At 43.4% G+C, this 18,035-nt stretch carries 18 protein-coding genes; 6 read left to right on the top strand and 12 right to left on the bottom strand.

The features are described 5' to 3' along the window. Nucleotides 1-28: 28 nt before the first annotated feature. From B0H99_RS04215 to B0H99_RS04205, 3 genes are all read right to left on the bottom strand, one after another. A complete protein-coding gene (locus B0H99_RS04215; RefSeq protein WP_106532747.1) occupies nucleotides 29-2,032 on the bottom strand; it encodes an ABC1 kinase family protein in 2,004 nt (667 codons plus the stop codon). A gap of 927 nt (nucleotides 2,033-2,959) precedes the next feature. Next, nucleotides 2,960-3,391, bottom strand: coding sequence for a hypothetical protein (locus B0H99_RS04210; RefSeq protein ID WP_106532399.1), 432 nt, complete (start codon nucleotides 3,389-3,391; stop codon nucleotides 2,960-2,962). 92 nt (nucleotides 3,392-3,483) lie between these two features. Continuing rightward, nucleotides 3,484-4,134, bottom strand: a complete 651-nt coding sequence (locus B0H99_RS04205; protein WP_106532398.1) for a Yip1 family protein — start codon at nucleotides 4,132-4,134, stop codon at nucleotides 3,484-3,486. A gap of 239 nt (nucleotides 4,135-4,373) precedes the next feature. Here B0H99_RS04205 and B0H99_RS04200 point away from each other — a divergent pair, with 239 nt between their 5' ends. Further along, nucleotides 4,374-4,865 carry an SRPBCC family protein gene (locus B0H99_RS04200; RefSeq protein ID WP_106532397.1) on the top strand — a complete coding sequence of 164 codons (492 nt, stop codon included), beginning with the start codon at nucleotides 4,374-4,376 and terminating at the stop codon, nucleotides 4,863-4,865. Between the two features lie 807 nt (nucleotides 4,866-5,672). Here B0H99_RS04200 and B0H99_RS04195 read toward each other — a convergent pair. Both B0H99_RS04195 and B0H99_RS04190 read right to left on the bottom strand, forming a co-directional pair. After that, nucleotides 5,673-6,404: a 3-ketoacyl-ACP reductase gene (locus B0H99_RS04195; RefSeq protein WP_106532396.1), complete on the bottom strand. Its 732-nt coding sequence runs from the start codon at nucleotides 6,402-6,404 to the stop codon at nucleotides 5,673-5,675. 106 nt (nucleotides 6,405-6,510) lie between these two features. Next, on the bottom strand, nucleotides 6,511-7,134 hold the full coding sequence (locus B0H99_RS04190; RefSeq protein ID WP_106532395.1) for a histidine phosphatase family protein: 624 nt from the start codon (nucleotides 7,132-7,134) through the stop codon (nucleotides 6,511-6,513). A gap of 224 nt (nucleotides 7,135-7,358) precedes the next feature. Between B0H99_RS04190 and B0H99_RS04185 the strand changes: the two genes are divergently transcribed. Then, nucleotides 7,359-7,541: a hypothetical protein gene (locus B0H99_RS04185; RefSeq protein WP_106532394.1), complete on the top strand. Its 183-nt coding sequence runs from the start codon at nucleotides 7,359-7,361 to the stop codon at nucleotides 7,539-7,541. A gap of 62 nt (nucleotides 7,542-7,603) precedes the next feature. On the opposite strand, the gene B0H99_RS04180 is transcribed toward B0H99_RS04185, so the two are convergent. The 3 genes from B0H99_RS04180 to B0H99_RS04170 are packed head-to-tail and all read right to left on the bottom strand — an operon-like array spanning nucleotide 7,604 to nucleotide 11,204. Then, entirely contained in the window at nucleotides 7,604-9,526 is a 1,923-nt protein-coding gene (locus B0H99_RS04180) for a PTS fructose transporter subunit IIABC (RefSeq protein WP_106532393.1), read from the bottom strand. Further along, the gene (gene pfkB / locus B0H99_RS04175; RefSeq protein WP_106532392.1) at nucleotides 9,523-10,455 is read right to left on the bottom strand and encodes a 1-phosphofructokinase; all 933 of its coding nucleotides are present in this window, start codon (nucleotides 10,453-10,455) and stop codon (nucleotides 9,523-9,525) included. The genes B0H99_RS04180 and pfkB overlap by 4 nt, the downstream gene beginning before the upstream one ends. Beyond that, a complete protein-coding gene (locus B0H99_RS04170; RefSeq protein ID WP_106532391.1) occupies nucleotides 10,455-11,204 on the bottom strand; it encodes a DeoR/GlpR family DNA-binding transcription regulator in 750 nt (249 codons plus the stop codon). The genes pfkB and B0H99_RS04170 overlap by 1 nt, the downstream gene beginning before the upstream one ends. 180 nt (nucleotides 11,205-11,384) lie before the next feature. Here B0H99_RS04170 and B0H99_RS04165 point away from each other — a divergent pair, with 180 nt between their 5' ends. Further along, the gene (locus B0H99_RS04165) at nucleotides 11,385-11,651 is read left to right on the top strand and encodes a phosphocarrier protein HPr (protein ID WP_106532390.1); all 267 of its coding nucleotides are present in this window, start codon (nucleotides 11,385-11,387) and stop codon (nucleotides 11,649-11,651) included. Beyond that, on the top strand, nucleotides 11,651-13,372 hold the full coding sequence (ptsP, locus tag B0H99_RS04160; RefSeq protein WP_106532389.1) for a phosphoenolpyruvate--protein phosphotransferase: 1,722 nt from the start codon (nucleotides 11,651-11,653) through the stop codon (nucleotides 13,370-13,372). The genes B0H99_RS04165 and ptsP overlap by 1 nt, the downstream gene beginning before the upstream one ends. 34 nt (nucleotides 13,373-13,406) lie before the next feature. Here ptsP and B0H99_RS04155 read toward each other — a convergent pair whose 3' ends face one another. Further along, entirely contained in the window at nucleotides 13,407-14,321 is a 915-nt protein-coding gene (locus B0H99_RS04155; RefSeq protein WP_106532388.1) for a DMT family transporter, read from the bottom strand. Nucleotides 14,322-14,533: 212 nt separating this feature from the next. Between B0H99_RS04155 and B0H99_RS04150 the strand changes: the two genes are divergently transcribed. Next, nucleotides 14,534-15,004, top strand: a complete 471-nt coding sequence (locus B0H99_RS04150) for an Lrp/AsnC family transcriptional regulator (protein WP_106532387.1) — start codon at nucleotides 14,534-14,536, stop codon at nucleotides 15,002-15,004. Between the two features lie 475 nt (nucleotides 15,005-15,479). Here B0H99_RS04150 and B0H99_RS04145 read toward each other — a convergent pair whose 3' ends face one another. The 3 genes from B0H99_RS04145 to B0H99_RS04135 form a co-directional block, all read right to left on the bottom strand. Then, a complete protein-coding gene (locus tag B0H99_RS04145; RefSeq protein ID WP_106532386.1) occupies nucleotides 15,480-15,749 on the bottom strand; it encodes an OsmC family protein in 270 nt (89 codons plus the stop codon). Continuing rightward, nucleotides 15,750-15,950, bottom strand: a complete 201-nt coding sequence (locus B0H99_RS04140; RefSeq protein ID WP_106532385.1) for a hypothetical protein — start codon at nucleotides 15,948-15,950, stop codon at nucleotides 15,750-15,752. It abuts the gene before it with no gap. Nucleotides 15,951-16,078: 128 nt separating this feature from the next. Beyond that, nucleotides 16,079-16,897, bottom strand: coding sequence for an STAS domain-containing protein (locus B0H99_RS04135; protein WP_106532384.1), 819 nt, complete (start codon nucleotides 16,895-16,897; stop codon nucleotides 16,079-16,081). 215 nt (nucleotides 16,898-17,112) lie between these two features. On the opposite strand from B0H99_RS04135, the gene B0H99_RS04130 reads away from it, so the two are divergent. Then, nucleotides 17,113-17,760, top strand: coding sequence for a metallophosphoesterase family protein (locus B0H99_RS04130; RefSeq protein ID WP_181313564.1), 648 nt, complete (start codon nucleotides 17,113-17,115; stop codon nucleotides 17,758-17,760). The last annotated feature ends 275 nt before the right edge of the window (nucleotides 17,761-18,035 follow it).

Genomic DNA, 18,035 nt, shown 5'->3' with positions numbered 1-18,035 from the left:
CCGCCGCACCTTCCTTTACAAACATGAGTCATGCTCCGCTGCGCTTCATGTCGCGTATTGCTTGAATAGAAAGCCGGACGAGCAGCACAACGCATAAAAACAGCCCGGTATAGGCAGCAATGTTCAAATAGACTGCGAATGCAGCATCGATGAATTGCGCGATTGCTAATAAGGCGGCGGACACAAGACCAAATGTAATGCCCGTCATCAGCAGCACAAAACGGGAAAAAAGCTGCAGGATGAAGCCTGCGTTTTTCTTATCCGAAAAGACATCGTGATGCAAAATGATTTTGCCGCTCTCCACACGCTGCAAGAGCTGATCGAGCCGTTTTGGGATATTCAGCAGCTCCGGAATGATCAAAGTCAGTTCATCTTCCAGTTTTTCCTTGATGATGCGCGGGTCCTTGAACGGCTTTTTAAAGGCTTCCGACTTGTATTTTTTCGCAAACGTTTTGGCTTCTGTAAACATATCAAACGTCGGATCGATCAGATGAAGCGTTCCATCGAGTGTGATCAGGGAACGGAGCGCTGTCCCGACCGAAGGGTAAAACGTCAAACCGAAGTGGCGCACCAATTCGAATAGCGACTGGATAAGTTCTTTAGTCGGAATGGCATCGACATAGGAAATCTTGAGGAGCAGCTGGCCAAGCGCCTGTTCGAACTTCTGGCGGTCGATATGGTCATGTTCTTCAACAAGCAACGTCACCGCTTCATAGATGACACTTGAATCGTTTTGCTGGACTCCGATAATAAAGCGGATCACGCCGTCTTGCTGCGGAGCCGCCAAACGGCCAACCGCCCCGAAATCGAGCAAGATGGGCGTCCCATTCCGTCCGTCGACAAAAACATTCCCTGGATGCGGATCGGCGTGAAAAATTCCTGAAAACAGCATTTGCTCGAAAAAGGAGAACAACACCGTCCGTGCAAAATCTTTCGGATCGACGTTCAAGTGGTTGAACACTTCCCCGCCTTTTGCCAAGCTTTTGCCGTCGACAAATTCCGAAACAATGAGGGAATCGTTGCTGTATTCCGTATAGACTTGCGGAATCTTGACCGGGTAAGGGCTTTTGGCGAGTGCATTTGATATCTGTACCATATTGCGAATTTCGATATCAAAATTGATTTCTTCCCGCAGCCCCGCTGCAAATCCGATTGCGAGCTGCCGGAATCCAAGATTCTCGGCCCATTTTGATCGGTTGGACACCCACTCGGCAAATTCCACCAAGATGTTCAGGTCATCGCGCATGATCCGTTTGATTTCGGGACGCAAGAGCTTTACAACCACTTGTGCATTATTCTTCCGAAGGACAGCCCGGTGCACCTGGCCGATAGAGGCGGCTGCCAGCGGTTCCATATCAAAAAAAGAAAAAACGTCATCAACCGGCGCTTTCAAGGAATTCTGCAAGATGGCCTGAACTTGCGGGCTTGGAAGCGGTTTTACGTCTTGCTGCAGTTTGCCAAGTTCTTCGATAAAAGGGGCGGGAAACAAGTCGGTGCGTGTGGACAACACCTGTCCGAATTTGATGAAGATGCCTCCGCTTTGTTCGAGCGTGTCGCGGAACGCAATGGCAAGTTCCCGGTCATTCTCCCGGTGGCGTGCGTATTTCAACCCCCGTGTAATGCCGTTCCGTATTGCGATCTCCAATACTTGGCTTAACCGCTTCTGGCGGCGCCAACGCAGCTGGATTCGCCGCAGAAAGAACTTGCGTCCGGTAATGCGTTCTCCTCTTTCACCAAGTTCGATCGGATCGAAAAGCTCGAAAAACAGGTAGAACAGCATTGAGATCAATACCATACTGCCAATCCAGATCACCGTACTGACGCTTGCAACTTCGGACACAACACTTTCGGTCAAGTAATTGGTGTAGCGCAAATATGAATACCAATATACAAATGAGGTCAATACGACACCAAGACTCACCGATAATACTCGTTTAGTGAAATTGATTTGCGATCCCATCAACCGGCCGCCTACAAAATAGATAAAAAATGCGACTAAAATGATTTCAATGAATAACCGTACATATAGCATATACTCCTGCATGTATGCGCCTCCTTGCAATTCAGGAATGTAAATAGTTAAAAATTTGTGCTTCTTCTTTAAGTATAACAAAGATACGATTTAGTATACTTATAAAGGAAATCAATTGGAATTATATGTTAAATAAAATAGGCGGAAGAGATTTTCTATGGACCAGAAGATGAGCGGGGAAGTATGGGTTAATTAATTGACGATCGGAGGAGATAACCGTTACAAAAATCGACCACATGCAGGCGATTGGGGCAATAACAAAAAAATCATGAGGAAAACTCCGAAAATCTTATTGAAGTTGTCTTGTCTCTTAAACATTTTATAGAACATTAAGGTTGCTGCGAAGTATAAGTAAATACCGATAACTGTCTGTCCGGTCAAGCAATAGATAGGAAAGGTTTTTTCAAGATGTTCATTGAGAAAATAAGCTGTTCCTTGACCATATAAACAGAAAATTTTCAGATACAGTTCTGGACGTTCGGAGGAGCCGACTTGTTGTCTTTTCCTGCTTTCATTTTTTCAATTCGTTTTTTTATTATTTCTTTATGACCTCTTTTCTTTCAATTAACATAAGAAACTTTAAATTTATTCTCCATTTATTGGTAATTTAAGTTACACTGAAGAGGAATAAAAAAGAAGGTAGGAAAACTGATGTTTAAACATGTTAAAAATTTCACAGTAATCGCGCTAAGTATTATACTGCTAAGCTCTTTCTTAGTAATTGCTTCAAGTTATTTTAATAGCAAACAAATCGGATCTTTAAGCATGCAATGCATAGAAAACAATGGAATCATTCATTTAGAGATACATAATTCTTTAACAAATGATTATTCATTTGAGTGTAAAAAGAACGAGATCAAATAAGTGGTTGAAAGCTATAAACCTTTTTAGATTTTAGTAGCTGTATAACCCTTTCATATACCCTTGTCACCTCAGCATTTCTTGGGCCACCTCATTTTCCGGATCTAACACCAAAATTTTGCTGGCAATTTCTTTAGCTTTTTCATCGCTGACAACTTTTTCTGGAACGATGTTTAAAAACAATAGATTTTCTAACCGTTTTACATTTTTAAAATCGGTCAATTCAACGGCCCTTTGGGCATGATACAATGCGGACGCATAAGCGCCTTCGATGTGGCAAAGCGGTTGGGATAATACCAGATAAGCTAAATCATGAAGTTTTTCATCTTCGCCCTCTAACAATAGCATCGCCAAAAAAGAATAATTTGCAAGGCTTTCGTTATCGAAAGCCGTTGATAATAACTCATGGCTAAAAGATTTGAAGCTGGTTTGAGCGTAGAGCTGTTTCGCTTCATTAAAATTGCCTTGCAAAATAAGTTCTTCTAATCTATCCCCCATTAACTCTTCCCCTCCCTTTTCTTTTGAGTTTTAGTTAAAACATTTACTTCCATTTAAATTTTATAAACAAAAAAGAAGGCTTTCGCCTTCTTTTAAGAAAAATTCATAAACGTAATGATGAAGAAGAAAGCCAAAGCAGCAACTATTATGAATAAAATAACGCCTGGAATCAGCAGGGTGAAAAACCCTTTCCAGCTTGAGAACCGGTGCGCTTCCCCGATTGCTTTGCTTTGGATAATCAAACTCCAAATCCCGAGGACCATGCTTGCGATGAAAATTAGTCCGCCGACAACAAAACTTACCGGTGAAATTTCGTTACCTGATTCGGTTAACATCATATCAGGGGCGATCAAGTAACCAAGAAGAAAAATCGGCGCAAACCAAATGGATGGAATAGACGTTGTACCGATTGCTTTAAACATCGCCTGATATGTACTCGTGCCTTTAAATATTTTGCCGATAATTAGGTAAAGAGCAGAAAGGAATGCTACACCCGCAATTCCAGCAATCGGTCCGAGAACAAAGCCGATTAAAAGAGTAGCCCATATAGGTAACCCGGTACTTAATTCTGGATCAAACGCTCCTATTAAGGCGTTAATAACACCAGCCAACACTATTAACAAAAAAATATAGCCCATAGTTTTCTCTTCAATCACATAGCGGACCGTTTCCCGTGTCCGTATCCAGATGCCTGTAAACGGATTGATTCTTTCATAATTTAGATTCTCTTTATTTTCATTCATAATTCTTTCCCCCTTTTGTACTTTATTCTACGGACATCACCAGAAATGGTTTCAAAACGAAAGAAAAATCACTGCCGAAATCGCTATAATCTTATTCATTCGCTTCTCTTCATGCACTGCTGAAGAATTCTTGAAGATATAACTATATATCGTACAATTTCCCATATTATTATCAAAATATTCGGTTTATAATAGTAGTATCAAATAAAGAACAAGTAAAGACGAAAGGAGCGCTGAATATGACTGGTTTAATCAACGAACCAATAGCAAAAGCAGAAATGATGATCCGCCGTCCGGTAAATGAAGTGTTTCAGGCTTTTGTAAATCCCGCCATTACTACGAAATTCTGGTTTACAACAAGTAGTGGCCCTTTAGAAACTGGAAAAAACGTCATATGGGAATGGGACATGTATGGAGTATCAACCAAAGTACATGTTATCGAAGTTGAAGAAAATCAGCGCATTTTAATTGAATGGGAAGAATCTTATGGATATACCCCTGTAGAATGGATTTTTTCATCGCGCGGCATTAATAACACATATGTCTCAATTACCAATACGGGATTCAAAGGAACACCTGATGATATTGTAAAACAAGCTATAGATGCTATGGGCGGGTTTACAATGGTTCTCTGTGGTTTAAAAGCTCTTTTAGAACACAAAGTTGAATTGAACCTCATAGCAGATAAAGCACCCAATGCCCACCTTAAACGAGAAGATTCTGCTAGTTAACTTCAATAAGCAATTATTGATCTTAGGCTGTGCCTCCTTTTAGGTATAGCTTTTTTTGGATTTTTCTTCTTGTTTTCTTGTTTGTATGTTTTTATTTTTTTGTTTTTCCTTATGTAAATTAATACATTTATTAGTTTTTATTCCGTTTTAAACTGATTCTTATGTTATAACACTCTCCTGGTAACCTTTTCTTACTAACTCATAATGATCAGAATTCCAATTACTCTAGCAGTAAAGTTCTTTATATACCTGATATCCAGTATTTGATAGGTTCGCTTGCTTTTTCATTTCAAATGGTTCTTCTTCTTTGCTGCCTCCTATTAATATCGTTACAACGCTAGAAATTGTTTAGATAATATAAATGTCGCTTCTTACTTCTCCTCGTATTCCAGCTTCTTAATACCTGTTCTCTTTTATTGCCCTATTTCTAAGGTGTGTTTCTTTCTTTGGTTGCCAAGCAGTCATTAAAGTATGCTATTTGTTTTCTAAGTTTCTTTTTTATTGCTCCCATTCTTCTGTTTTCATACCTTGAGTTTTTTGCTTTTTTATTTTATTTTTGAAAGCTATTTTTCGATTTGTCTTTTTTGTTCTGCTTTTTTTATTACTTTTTTATATATTATTCCTTATGTAAATAAATACATTTAAACTTCTTTCCTGCAAATTTTTGATTCTCTACAGATCGGCTCATGAATATTTTTTTCTCCAGAATATTTTTTTCTCCAGAATCTCCACCTATTGCCTGCTGCTTTATTGATCTTATTTTTCCGCCAAAAAGCCGGCAGCGAAGCGCGCTGCCGGCTTTTTGGATCACTTGCTATTAAAAGGATTGGTGGACCAAAGGCTTGATGAAGGAATAAACATGCGTGGATGCAACTTTAGAAGAGATACCATATATTCCGCCAAGTCTTCCGGCTGCATGAATTTCTCCAAATTTTCGTCCTTTAAAAACCCCTGGATCGTCATATCGGTTACCACTCGGCTAGGCGTCAAGCCGAACACGCGAATATTGTGTTTTCGCACTTCCTGCGACAGCGATTCAGTAAGGCCGAGCACGCCGAACTTCGAAGCGCTGTACGCGGTAGAACCGGCGCTGCCCCGAAGACCGGAGGTGGATGAAATATTGATGATATCTCCGGCATTTTTCTCAATCAATTGCGGCAATACTGCGCGGGTGACGTAGTAAACCCCCATTAAATTGACGTCTATCACTTTTTTCCAATCAGCCGGGTCTGTATCCAGCAAAGCAACATGCTGCCCTATGCCTGCATTGTTGATTAAGATATCAGCAGTGCCTAGAGCTCCAGTCAAATGCATAATTGCTTGTTCCACTTCGTCCATTTGGGAAACATCCGCTATGGCGTAGGCTGCGGTACCGCCTGAATTTTGGATTTGCTTCACCACATCGGGCAAATGTTTATCAGTCCTTGCAATAAGGCCTACATGTACCCCTTCTTTTGCCAAAGCGAGAGCGGTCGCACAGCCTATGCCTCTTCCCGCTCCTGTGATAAATGCCACTTTTCCAGACAACGATTGTCCCAATCTGCATACCGCCTTCCCGATTTTCTTCTATTATCGTTAAAAGCAGTTTAGATATTTCCAGCTTTTATACTCGAGAAACACTTCGTATACAATTGAAGACCGCCTTTTACGACGGCCATGAAACAGCCTCTTTTTCATAACTGAACTTCTGTTTTGTTCGGATTTTCTCTAAATGGGCTACTTGATTGATTTCTTTTACTTGCCAGTTTTCTTGTTCGAAATGAATGCGGCTGAAGCAGCCATTTTCCAATGACGTATATCCATCCTTTTCCTGGAGTGAAAAAGCGGAGAGTATCGTATCAATCACTGCTCCATGGGCCACCAATAAAATGCGGTTGTCCCCGAACTGCTCCTGGATTTTTTGGATGCCTGACAATAAACGCTGCTTGAACACATCTGCAGGTTCTTGGTTCGGGTATCTCTTATCCGGAAAAATTGCCCGCCGGTCATGCAACGTCATGCCTTCCGCGTCCCCGAAATGGCGCTCCATGAATTCTTCCATCACTATCAACGGCACATCCACTTTTCCATTGATGATTTCTGCTGTATTTTTTGCACGTTGCAACGGGCTGGTGATGATAAAATCCCATGCTGATTTCTGTAAATACACACTGCACGCCTCTGCCTGCAAAATACCATTGGCGTTCAACGGTATATCCATGCTTCCCTGAAGTCTTCCTTGCGCGTTCCAATCCGTCTCACCGTGTCTTACTAAGCAGATGATAGTAATGGCAATTCACTCCTTTTAACAGATTCAGGAATGTTGCTGAGCTTATTCGCCCCAGCCGCATGTTCCTGTAAAAAATTATTTCTACTATTCTATCATAAAAGAAGGAATTTTCTAAAAAATAAGCCTTGTTTTTTGAAAATTTTTTTACATAATCTTTTTTCCTTGTATAACGGCTATCCGCCTTGCGGTATAATAGGGAAACGACAAATTTTAAGGATGGCTTCATGAAAACTTCAACTGTTCTGCTTCTTTTGCTTATCATTATACATGCCATTACGGTGATCAATATTCTGCTGTTTGATGGCAAGCTGAACGATCTTGTATTTTTCTTCAATTCAGCTTTGTGCTTTGGCGCCGTCGCTTTTTACACATGGAAATCCAGCAATAACAACAAGACGAAAGCTTAATTTTTTTCATTAAAAAAACCGCTGCAGAGGCTCGAGTAGAGCTCCTGCAGCGGTTTTGTCTATTAAGCGGGCACTGCCGTCCTCTTTTTCAAAAGCCCTGCTACGACTGCTGTAACAATCGCGCCGGCAATGATTGCCAAAGCGTACATTAAAACACTAACGATTCCGCCGTCGACAAGCCCCATTACGAAGACTCCGCCGTGAGGTGCCCGAAGGCTGATATCGAACAACATAACCAGCGCTCCTGTTGTCGCTGCACCGGCAACCGATGCCGGAATTACACGTGCCGGGTCGGCTGCAGCAAAAGGAATAACACCTTCTGTGATAAAGCAAGCGCCAAGGACGTAAGCCGTTTTGCCCGCTTCGCGTTCCGGACGGGTGAATTTGTTTTTAAAGAAAGTTGTTGCCAGCGCCATCCCAAGCGGCGGAACCATACCAGCCGCCATGACCGTCGCCATGAAATTGAAGTTTTGGGCATCAAGCATTGCGATGCCAAAAGTGTACGCTGCTTTGTTGATCGGGCCGCCCATATCGATGGCCATCATACCGCCAAGCAGCAGGCCGACCAGCACCAAGTTCGTTCCGCCTAAGCTTTCAAGAAAAGCGGATATTGCTGTGTATACTTTTGTCAACTGAGGATTGATCAGCATCATGATAAGACCTGTAATTGCAATACTGAATACCGGATAGAAAAGGACCGGCTTCAAGCCTTCCAAACTGTTAGGAAGCCCAGCAAAAACTTTTTTGACGCCAAGTGTTACATAACCTGCCAAGAAACCGGCTATCAAACCGCCAAGGAAGCCAGAACCTCCGCTTGCGCCTTCAACGCCCGTAACCGTAATTGCAATCAGACCGCCGATCATACCAGGAGCAAAACCAGGGCGTTCCGCGATGCTCATCGCGATGAATGCAGCAAGTACCGGGACCATCAAGAAGAATGCATTGCCTCCGCCGATTGTGCTCAACATAGCCGCGAATTGATTGTATTCCGGACTATCCGGGTTAGAAGCATTGATGCCCCAGAAGAAGGAGATGGCGATCAAAATCCCGCCACCGACGACAAACGGCAGCATATTCGAAACCCCGTTCATCAAATGCTTGTAGAAGCCGCCTTTTGTTTCAGAGCCATCCGCTTCATCTTTGGAACGGTCGTGTGTATAGACCGCTGCGTCTCCGCCGACTGCCCGGTTCAACAAATCATCTGTTTCATAGATCGCCTTGCCGACTTTGGTCTGGATAACCCGTTTGCCGCTAAAGCGCGCCATTTCCACTTTCGTGTCGGCAGCTACAATTATCGCGTCAGCTTCTGCAATTTCTGCATCAGTCAACCGGTTTTTCACGCCGCTGGAACCGTTTGTTTCCACTTTTAAGGCGATGCCCCGTTCTTTTGCCCGCTCATTAAGCTTTTCAGCCGCCATATACGTGTGGGCAATACCTGTCGGACAAGCCGTCACAGCAAGAATTTTCTTAGCTGAAGGAGATGCAGCAGGAGCGTCCATCGCTTCCGCCATTTCTTCCTCCCCATCTTCCGCCAGTTCTTTCTCTGTTACCGCAACAAGGACGTCTTCTTTTGACTTTGCAGCCAACATTCTTGCACGGAATTTCTCATCCATCAAAAACGTTGCAAGTCTTGATAATGCTTCCAAGTGATCGTTGTTTGCGCCTTCGCTTGCCGCAATCATGAAAAACAAGTGGGAAGGCTGTCCATCAAGAGCCGCATAATCGATTCCTGATGACGAACGGCCGAAAGCGATAGCCGGTGATTTGACAGCTGCTGACTTTGCATGCGGAATTGCAATGCCATCGCCGATCCCGGTTGTGCTTTGTTCTTCGCGAGCCAAGATATCTTTCGCAAATTTGTTTTTGTCCGTCAATTTTCCGGCTAAGTCCAACTGATTGACCAATTCGGCTAATACTGCTTGTTTGGACGTAGCTTTCAAGTCCAAGACAATTGTGTCTTCTGTTAATAGTTGAGTAATTTTCATTTTGTCACATCCTGTTCATGAAATGGAGTTAATTTCACTTGGCCGAGCAGCGCTTCTACATCGGGTTTATCACATAAATCCGAACGGAAAGCCGTGGCACTACCACTCGCTACCCCATATTTGAAGGCTTCGAGCGGATTTTCATCTTTTACATAAGAAGCGATAAATCCAGAGACCAAGGAGTCGCCCGCACCTACTGTGTTCACAACTTTTTGCTTTGGAGCTTCAGCTGAAACCGCCAAATCTTTTGCAACAAGCAGCGCGCCTTCTCCCCCCATAGATACGATAACGTTTTCCACGCCTTTTTCAACCAATTTCTTGGCGTAGGAATAAGCGTCACTTTTATCCGATATGACAATGCCGAACAGTTCGCCAAGTTCGTGCTCATTTGGCTTGATCAAAAATGGCTTAAGCCCGATCAGTTCGTTCAGAGCGGGACCAGACGTATCGAGAACTAATCGAATACCGCCCCTTTGGCATATCTCCGCCACTCTCTTGAAGAAATCAATGGGGATGGAATCCGGCAAAGTACCGGCAAGTACAAACCAATCGCCACGCTCCATTTTTTTGATTTTCTCCATCAATACTTCCAGATGGCTTTCAGAAATGCTTGGCGCCGGCCCATTTAATTCGGTTTCATTCGCCGACTTGATCTTGACGTTGATGCGGGTAATATCTTCAACCGGAATAAAATCGGTCGCCACGCCTTCACCTTCTAAAAATTGTGCGATATAATTTCCTGTGAAGCCGCCGGCAAAGCCAAGAGCTCTACTGTCGGCTCCCAACCTTTTAAGCACTCGGGAAACATTAATTCCTTTTCCGCCAGGATAGTAATACACTTGTTGGGAGCGGTTCAGTTTTCCGGCTTCAAATTCGGGTAAATATGTGGTGTAGTCAACCGAAGGGGCAATTGTACACGTATAGATCATTAGCTCTCCACCTTTACTGTTGTCTTTTTTTCCAATATGGCAAGAAGGTCATCTGGCATCCTATCAACAACCATGACTGCAGCAGCCAGGTCCATGATCTTTGCAAAGCTGACTTTGTTATACTTGGAATGGTCGGCTAAAACATAAGCTTTTCGGGAAAGTGAACTGGCCAGCCGTTTAACGGCCGCTTCTTCGGGATCCGGTGTCGTATAGCCGTATTCTTCATGGATGCCGTTAACACCAAGAAAACATCGGTCAAACCGATAATTTTGCAGCGATTGGACGGTTTGTGCGCCGACTAGCGCGCCTGTTCTTGACTTCATCAAGCCGCCGGTCAAATAAGTGGTGATGCCATGCTCATTCAAAGAATCAACATGGGTCAGGCCGTTAGTAACGACTGTAATGTCTTTGTCCTTTAAAAAAGGAATCATTTGAAATGTCGTCGTTCCGGCATCAAGATAAACGCTATCCCCGTCTTGTACAAACGTTGCTGCAAATTTTGCCAGCCGAATTTTTTCTTGGAGGTGTTGAGTCGATTTATCCGAAACGCTTTGTTCCATTAAGTTGCGGTCAGGCAATACAGCACCGCCAAATACCCGTTCGAGTTTCTGCTGGTTTTCAAGTTCCGTCAAATCCCGGCGAATCGTCGATTCTGAAGCAGCGGTTGCATCAACCACATCTTGAATTTTGATTGTCTGTTTTTCAGCCAACATGTTTAAGATGAACTCATGCCGTTCATTTGTTAACATCTAAACACCCTCTTTATCGATTCGATAAATCGATAATACTTGAAATCGCTTCCAAAATCAATCAAAAACGATTAAATTCATTCAAAAACAATCAAATGCTTTTAAATTCATTCAAAAACGTTCATACTGTATTGGTGGAAGTCAGTCAAAATCACTCATTTTCCTTAGGAGGAATCATCCATGGTAGAAAAACAATTTACAATTACAGATCAAGCAGGCATTCATGCACGTCCAGCTTCAGCACTTGTAGGAGCGCTTTCGAAATTCAGTTCCGATATCACGCTTGAATACAAAGAAAAGAAAGTTAACTTAAAATCCATCTTAGGCGTAATGTCTTTAGGAATTCCTTCAGGCGCTACAGTAACCGTGGCAGCAAACGGAACGGATGAAGAAGAAGCGATGGCGCGCGCGCAAGAAGTTATGACAACCGAAGGGCTATCAAATTGATGGCGAATTCATTTTCCGGAATAGCTGCGTCCAATGGTATCGCCATCGCCAAAGCGTATCGCCTTGAAAATCCGGAATTAAACGTAGAACAAAAAAATATTACTGATGCAGAAGCTGAAGTTGCGCGTTTTGAAAAAGCTTTAGGCCAGTCAGTTTCTGAACTGGAAGTAATCAAAGAGCGCACAGCTCAACAAATCAGCGAAAAAGAAGCTGACATTTTCGGCGCCCACCTTCTTGTTCTCAGCGATCCGGAATTGGTAGGCCCGATCAAAGAGCGCATTTCTTCTGACAAAGTGAATGCTGAATTCGCTTTGCAGGAAACAGCGAATATGTTTATTGCGATGTTTGAATCGATGGACAACGAGTACATGAAAGAGCGTGCTGCGGATATCCGTGACGTGACAAAACGTGTATTGGCGCATCTTTTAGGTGTTTCCATCCAAAGCCCAAGCATGATTTCAGAAGAAGTGATCATCATTGCAGAAGACCTTACCCCTTCTGATACGGTTCAGCTGAACCCGGAATTTGTTAAAGGGTTCATCACCGATATCGGCGGACGGACTTCCCACTCTGCAATTTTGGCACGTACACTGGAAATCCCTGCAGTAGTCGGCGCAAAAACAGCGATGGCTACTGTCCAAAACGGGACACTTGTTATCGTTGATGGTCTCGATGGCAACATCATCGTCGATCCGGATGCAGCTACTGTATCGGAATACGAAGAAAAACAAGCAGCTTATGATCAGCAAAAAGCAGAATGGGCAACCTTGAAAAACGAAGCAACTGTTACTAAGGACGGCCATGCAGTTGAACTTGGCGCGAATATCGGGACGCCAAAAGATATTGCTGGCGTATTGGAGAATGGCGGCGAAGCGGTCGGTCTTTACCGTACTGAATTCTTGTATATGGGTCGCGACCAGTTCCCTACAGAAGACGAGCAAACTGAAGCTTATGCCGCTGTCCTAAAAGGCATGGACGGCAAGCCGACAGTTGTCCGCACACTTGACATCGGCGGAGACAAAGAACTTTCATACTTAGACTTGCCGAAAGAGTTAAATCCGTTCCTTGGGCTTCGGGCTATCCGCCTTTGCCTTGAAATGCCGGATTTGTTCCGGACGCAGCTGCGTGCATTGCTTCGCGCAAGTGTCCACGGCAACTTGAAAATCATGTTCCCAATGATTGCAACGCTTGATGAATTCCGCAAAGCAAAAGCGCTTCTTTTAGAAGAAAAAGCGAAACTTCAGGACGAAGGCGTTGCTGTCAGCGATTCGATCGAAGTCGGTATCATGGTTGAGATTCCCTCAACTGCTGTAATGGCTGATATTTTCGCGAAAGAAGTCGATTTCTTCTCTATTGGAACAAACGACTTGATCCAATACACAATGGCTGCTGACCGCATGAACGAAAGCGTTTCGTATTTGTATCAGCCATTCAACCCAGCGATTTTGCGCATGGTGAAAATGGTCATTGACGCTTCCCACAAGGAAGGCAAATGGACAGGCATGTGCGGCGAAATGGCCGGAGACGAAGTTGCCATTCCAATCCTTCTAGGACTAGGGCTTGATGAGTTTTCAATGAGCGCATCGTCTATACTTAAAGCGCGCGCTCAACTGAAGAAGTTATCGAAAGCTGAAATGGAAAGCCAAGTTGACCACATCTTGTCTCTTTCAACTTCAGACGAAGTCGAAGAGTTTGTACGAACAAAATTTGTAAACGCATGATAAAAACCGCCGCAGAATTTTCTGCGGCGGTTTTTTATTGTTGAAAACTAGGTCTGCTGAGTTGTTTCTTTTTCGTTTTTTTTATGCCGAAGACGGTAAAGAAATAGCAACCGCTAATGACAATAACACTTCCTATGACCTGAATTTCCGTCATTTGTTCTCCAAGCAGGATAAAGGCTAATAATGCCGTAAAGACCGGATTAAAATTCAGGAAAATGCCTGATGTTGTCGCACCAATCTTTTGGACGCCAATATTCCAGAGTACAAAACATAGAACTGTTGAAACAACGCCGGTATAAAGAATCGCAAAAACAAATGAAACATCCGGATCAACAACGGAGAAGCTCGGCAAATTAAACGGCAATAGGATGATTAAACCGAAAATGCCGGAATACATAGTAGCGAACATGGCAGAAACGTGTGCCATAGCCCATTTGCTAAAAACAGAGTACAATCCCCAAATAGCCACAGCTCCCAGCATATACAGATCCCCGCTATTAACATCCAGCGACATTAAAAGCGCTGCATCCCCTTTTGTAAGAACGAGCAAGACACCGAATAAGGAGAAGAACATCGCCAGAATCTGCAAACCATTAAGTTTTTCTTTGAGTAAAACACCTGAAAAAATGGCAATCGATAACATATTGAGCGTAGATATCAAACCAACATTTGTGGCTGATGTCTTTTCCAATGCGATAAATTGCAAGATGTTGAAGAGTACCACACCGGTTCCGCCCATTAAGACAAGCGGCAAAACCGCTTTTTTCGGAGGCAATAGGGTTTTTTCCTTCCACCACACAAGCGGCACTAGACAAGCAACGGCAATCAACCAACGCAAAGAGGTCAACGTCATAGGCGAAGCGTGCTCCGTCAATACTTTTCCTATGACAAAATTTCCTGCCCACAAAAAACTCGTTAATAATAATATTGAATAATATAAATAGCGCATCTTTTGCCTCTTCTCCGGCTGGCTTCCTACTATAATCATGATAAGCCTTAAACTTTTAATAATAATAACACCTAAGAGCCTAATTTTGTGTATTATTAAGAGGAATGATAAAAACTCAAAAGAAACGAAAGAAAATATTGATTTTCCTTAATTTTATTTAGATTACGGCTTTTTTTGTCTATTCCACGCGAATAATTTAAAGGAGGCATTATATGGAATCGATTACCAATAAAGTTCTTGATAGCCTTGATGTGCAGCTATTGAATATTTTGCAGCGGCAAGCTGCATTAAGCAATTTGGAAATTGCCAAACGGGTGAACCTTTCTGCGCCGGCCGTCCACACCCGGATCAGACGCCTCGAAACAGAGGGCTATATCCAGCGCAAAGTAGCCATACTAGATCAGGAAAAGCTTGGATTTGATCTGCTATGTTTTATATTCATCAGCACGAATATCCATCAAGCCGGAGAACTTCAGACGCTGGAGAACGCCTTGGAAGAAATGCCAGAAGTTTTGGAATGCCAAGTTTTGACGGGTGAATACGATTATTTGCTGAAAGTAGCCAATAAAGACCGCAAAGATCTGCAAGCATTTATCCGCAAATTAAATCAACTGGGCATCACCAAAATCCAGACCAGTTTGGCTTTAAGGGAGATCAAATCGTCCACCGTCCTGCCAATATAAATTGAAAGGACCGTCTCTTTGGAGAGACGGTCCTTTCAGACTGTAAACAAAAGAAGTTTTATTTTTTAAACGGATTAAAGATACAGGTCTTACGGGAGCGATGCCGGAACCTTCGCTCCAGGCGGTCGCTTTCCGCGGGCTTGCGCTCCGGTTCTGAAGCGAAAAGGGGCGGCCAAGAAATTGCGCCTGCCTTTGCAGCATCCAGTCACAGGAATAAAGGCAGTTGTCCGGATCCGAGAAAGAAGCCCAACCCGGCCGGGCGCGAAGACTCCTGGTGGAGCAGTGACGGAGTGAAACGACGGAGCGACTTGAGCTGAAGACCCTTCAGACACGCAGTGACGAGGTGGCTGAAGCCAAGCCCACGGAAAGCGAAGCGGCCGGCCCGATTGGCTTTATGCATCGCTTTTCACCGATCATATACTTTGTCTACAAACTCAAAGGACCGTCTCTTTGGAGAGACGGTCCTTTTTATTGCTCAATAAACTTCCAGGTCCCAAGTATGTTCCAGTTCAACTGCCCCTTTTAATGTCTGGGCGACCGGGCAGCCTCTTTCAAAAACAGCAAGCGCCCTTTCGGCGGCATCTTGTTTGCCTTCCGGCACCTTTAAGATGTAATGGCAACTGATTTTTGTGATTTTCAAAACGCCTTCAGGTGCTTCAATCGTTCCTTGGACATTGGCACGGACTTTGTCAGGAGAAGTTGGTATATGGCGCGCTTCCAGCGCGCCGGAAAGAGTCCCGACCAGTCAACCGCCCGCCGCTGCCACAATGTGGTCCAATGTGGAAGGATGCTGAACCTCTGTATCGACTCCGTAAAATTCACGTACTCCGGAATGGACTCCGTAGACTACGGGCTCAGGAAAATTAGCGATATAGGCTTCACGCACTTTGTTCGCCGTGTCTTTTTGGATAATTGTAATTTTAGTCAATTCAATCGGTTTGCTCATTTCTGAATCCTCCTTGTTTCGGGAATTTTCATCAGCATGTTATTATTGCTATTCCCCAAACAAAGATCTTTATACCGAAAAATCGAATTTATAGTTTCAATTTCCAGATTTCACGGCAGAAGCACGTTTTATTTGATGCTCTTCAATGCTTGTTTTACAGAAGCATACGATTCGATTTTTGTCATATCGATGCCACTGTTAACAATAGTTTGAGCTAAATCCGGGCGCAATCCTGCAGAAACCACATGAATCCCCATCAAACGGAGCATGGCTCCAATCTGGTAAAGAGACTGGGCAATTTTATTGTTAATCATGAGAATGCCTGAAAAATCGGTAATTACGTGATTGATTTCGGAATCGGCCAATTGCGGGAGGACGTTCTCCATTATGTGTCGTGCGCGGTTATCATCAATAAAACCGATCAATGGAATCACTACTACATCGTCCAGTATCGGAACGATGGGAGCGGACAGTTTCATGAGCTCTTTTTGTGATTCTTCCTTGAACTGGTTGGAAAGGTGTTCAAAGGCAAAAAAGGTTTCATTTAAGCTAACATCCAACATCGAGTTGATGCGTTTTATAAGAAAGGCATTTTCTTCTATAGATAAACCCAATCCGATGCTGATTCGGGTAAAAATCTCCGTAAAAACGGTTCTAGTCGGCGGATAGCGGACAACAATCTCTGACAGGTTCCCTCCTGCCTCCACTTGCATCCGGGCATTTCCCTTGCTCCAATGAATCAACACTTCAGGAATGCTTTGTTCATTCCCGTATTCCAAAGTCTCTCCAAAAACCTGCAACATTTCGCAATACATTTTGAAGGCTTGGTTCAATTCCTCTTCAGGTATAGGCTGTTCCGTTGCATTCCGGACGGCTTCCACTATTTCTTTGGCCATCGATTCAAGATTGTTGCTTATGTAAATGGAAAAACCATTAAATGACGCCATTATACTTCACACCTTTTTTCAATGATACTTTATTATAACGCAAATTAAGACAGAAGGCTTATGATCTTCTACAAGTTTTAACCGAATGAATCTTGTTATAAATGGATAAGGCACAGCAAAGATCATTGACAAACAGTCAGATTTTACAGAAAATGAAATGACTAAAAGGATAATTGTTTTCTATCCCACTTTGAATGGAATGGAGGCTGAAGACCATGAACCATTTTGTTATCGGAGATGTCCACGGCTGTTTTTATACTTTCAAACAACTGGTAGAGGACTATTGGGATCCCACAAACGAAGTGCTTGTACAAGTCGGCGATTTGGTCGATCGCGGGAAACATACGCCTCAAACCATTCAACTTGCGCGAAAATTAGCTGCCGATTTTCCAGAACGCGCCCATTTTATCAAAGGCAATCACGAAGCGATGATGCTTGAACATTTTTCAGATCCTCCGAATTTCAATTGGTTGAGGCAAGGCGGACAGGAAACATTGGATCAGTACGAAGCCGAGGATCGCGATATAATAAGTGATATAGAATGGATGGAAGCATTGCCCTTGTTTTATGACCATGAAAAGGTTTTTGTAAGCCATGCAGGAATTGCCAAAAACACGCAGGATCTATTTGATGAAGACGACCCATATGGAATTCTCTGGAACCGCAGCCAACTTAAAAATTTGAACAAACTGCAAATAGTTGGGCATACACCATTAAAAGAACCAAAATACGACTCGGAGAGCCAGGCTTATTATATTGATACCGGCGCTGCGTATTCCGGCTCCTTGACCGGCATCAAAATTGGTGCCGACGGTGAACCGCTCGGGCTGTATCAAATACGGACTGATTCCCGCGACCTATAAAAAAGGTGTCCCCGATATTGTGAGGCCACTGAAAAACCCTTCCTTTAAATCAATGGGAGACTAAAAAAAGAGTTGGAAGGCAGGATTTCCTGTCTTCCGACTCTTTTTTTGCCCTTTTATTGATCTGCAGCTTGCCTGCGTTCATCCAGTAAGCGAAGAATCCGTTTCAGGTTCACGGTGAAAATCGCCATGGCGCTCTGTAAGGCCATGCCGCTCAATCCGGCGCCGGACGTCACCCGATAGCCGTGCCGATTCTTCAGTTCACTGTTCTTGGC

Source organism: Planomicrobium soli, from assembly GCF_003014655.1.
GTDB lineage: Bacteria > Bacillota > Bacilli > Bacillales_A > Planococcaceae > Planococcus > Planococcus soli_B.
The sequence above is the reverse complement of the archived record's forward strand: the minus strand, read 5'-3'. Positions and strand labels throughout refer to the sequence as shown.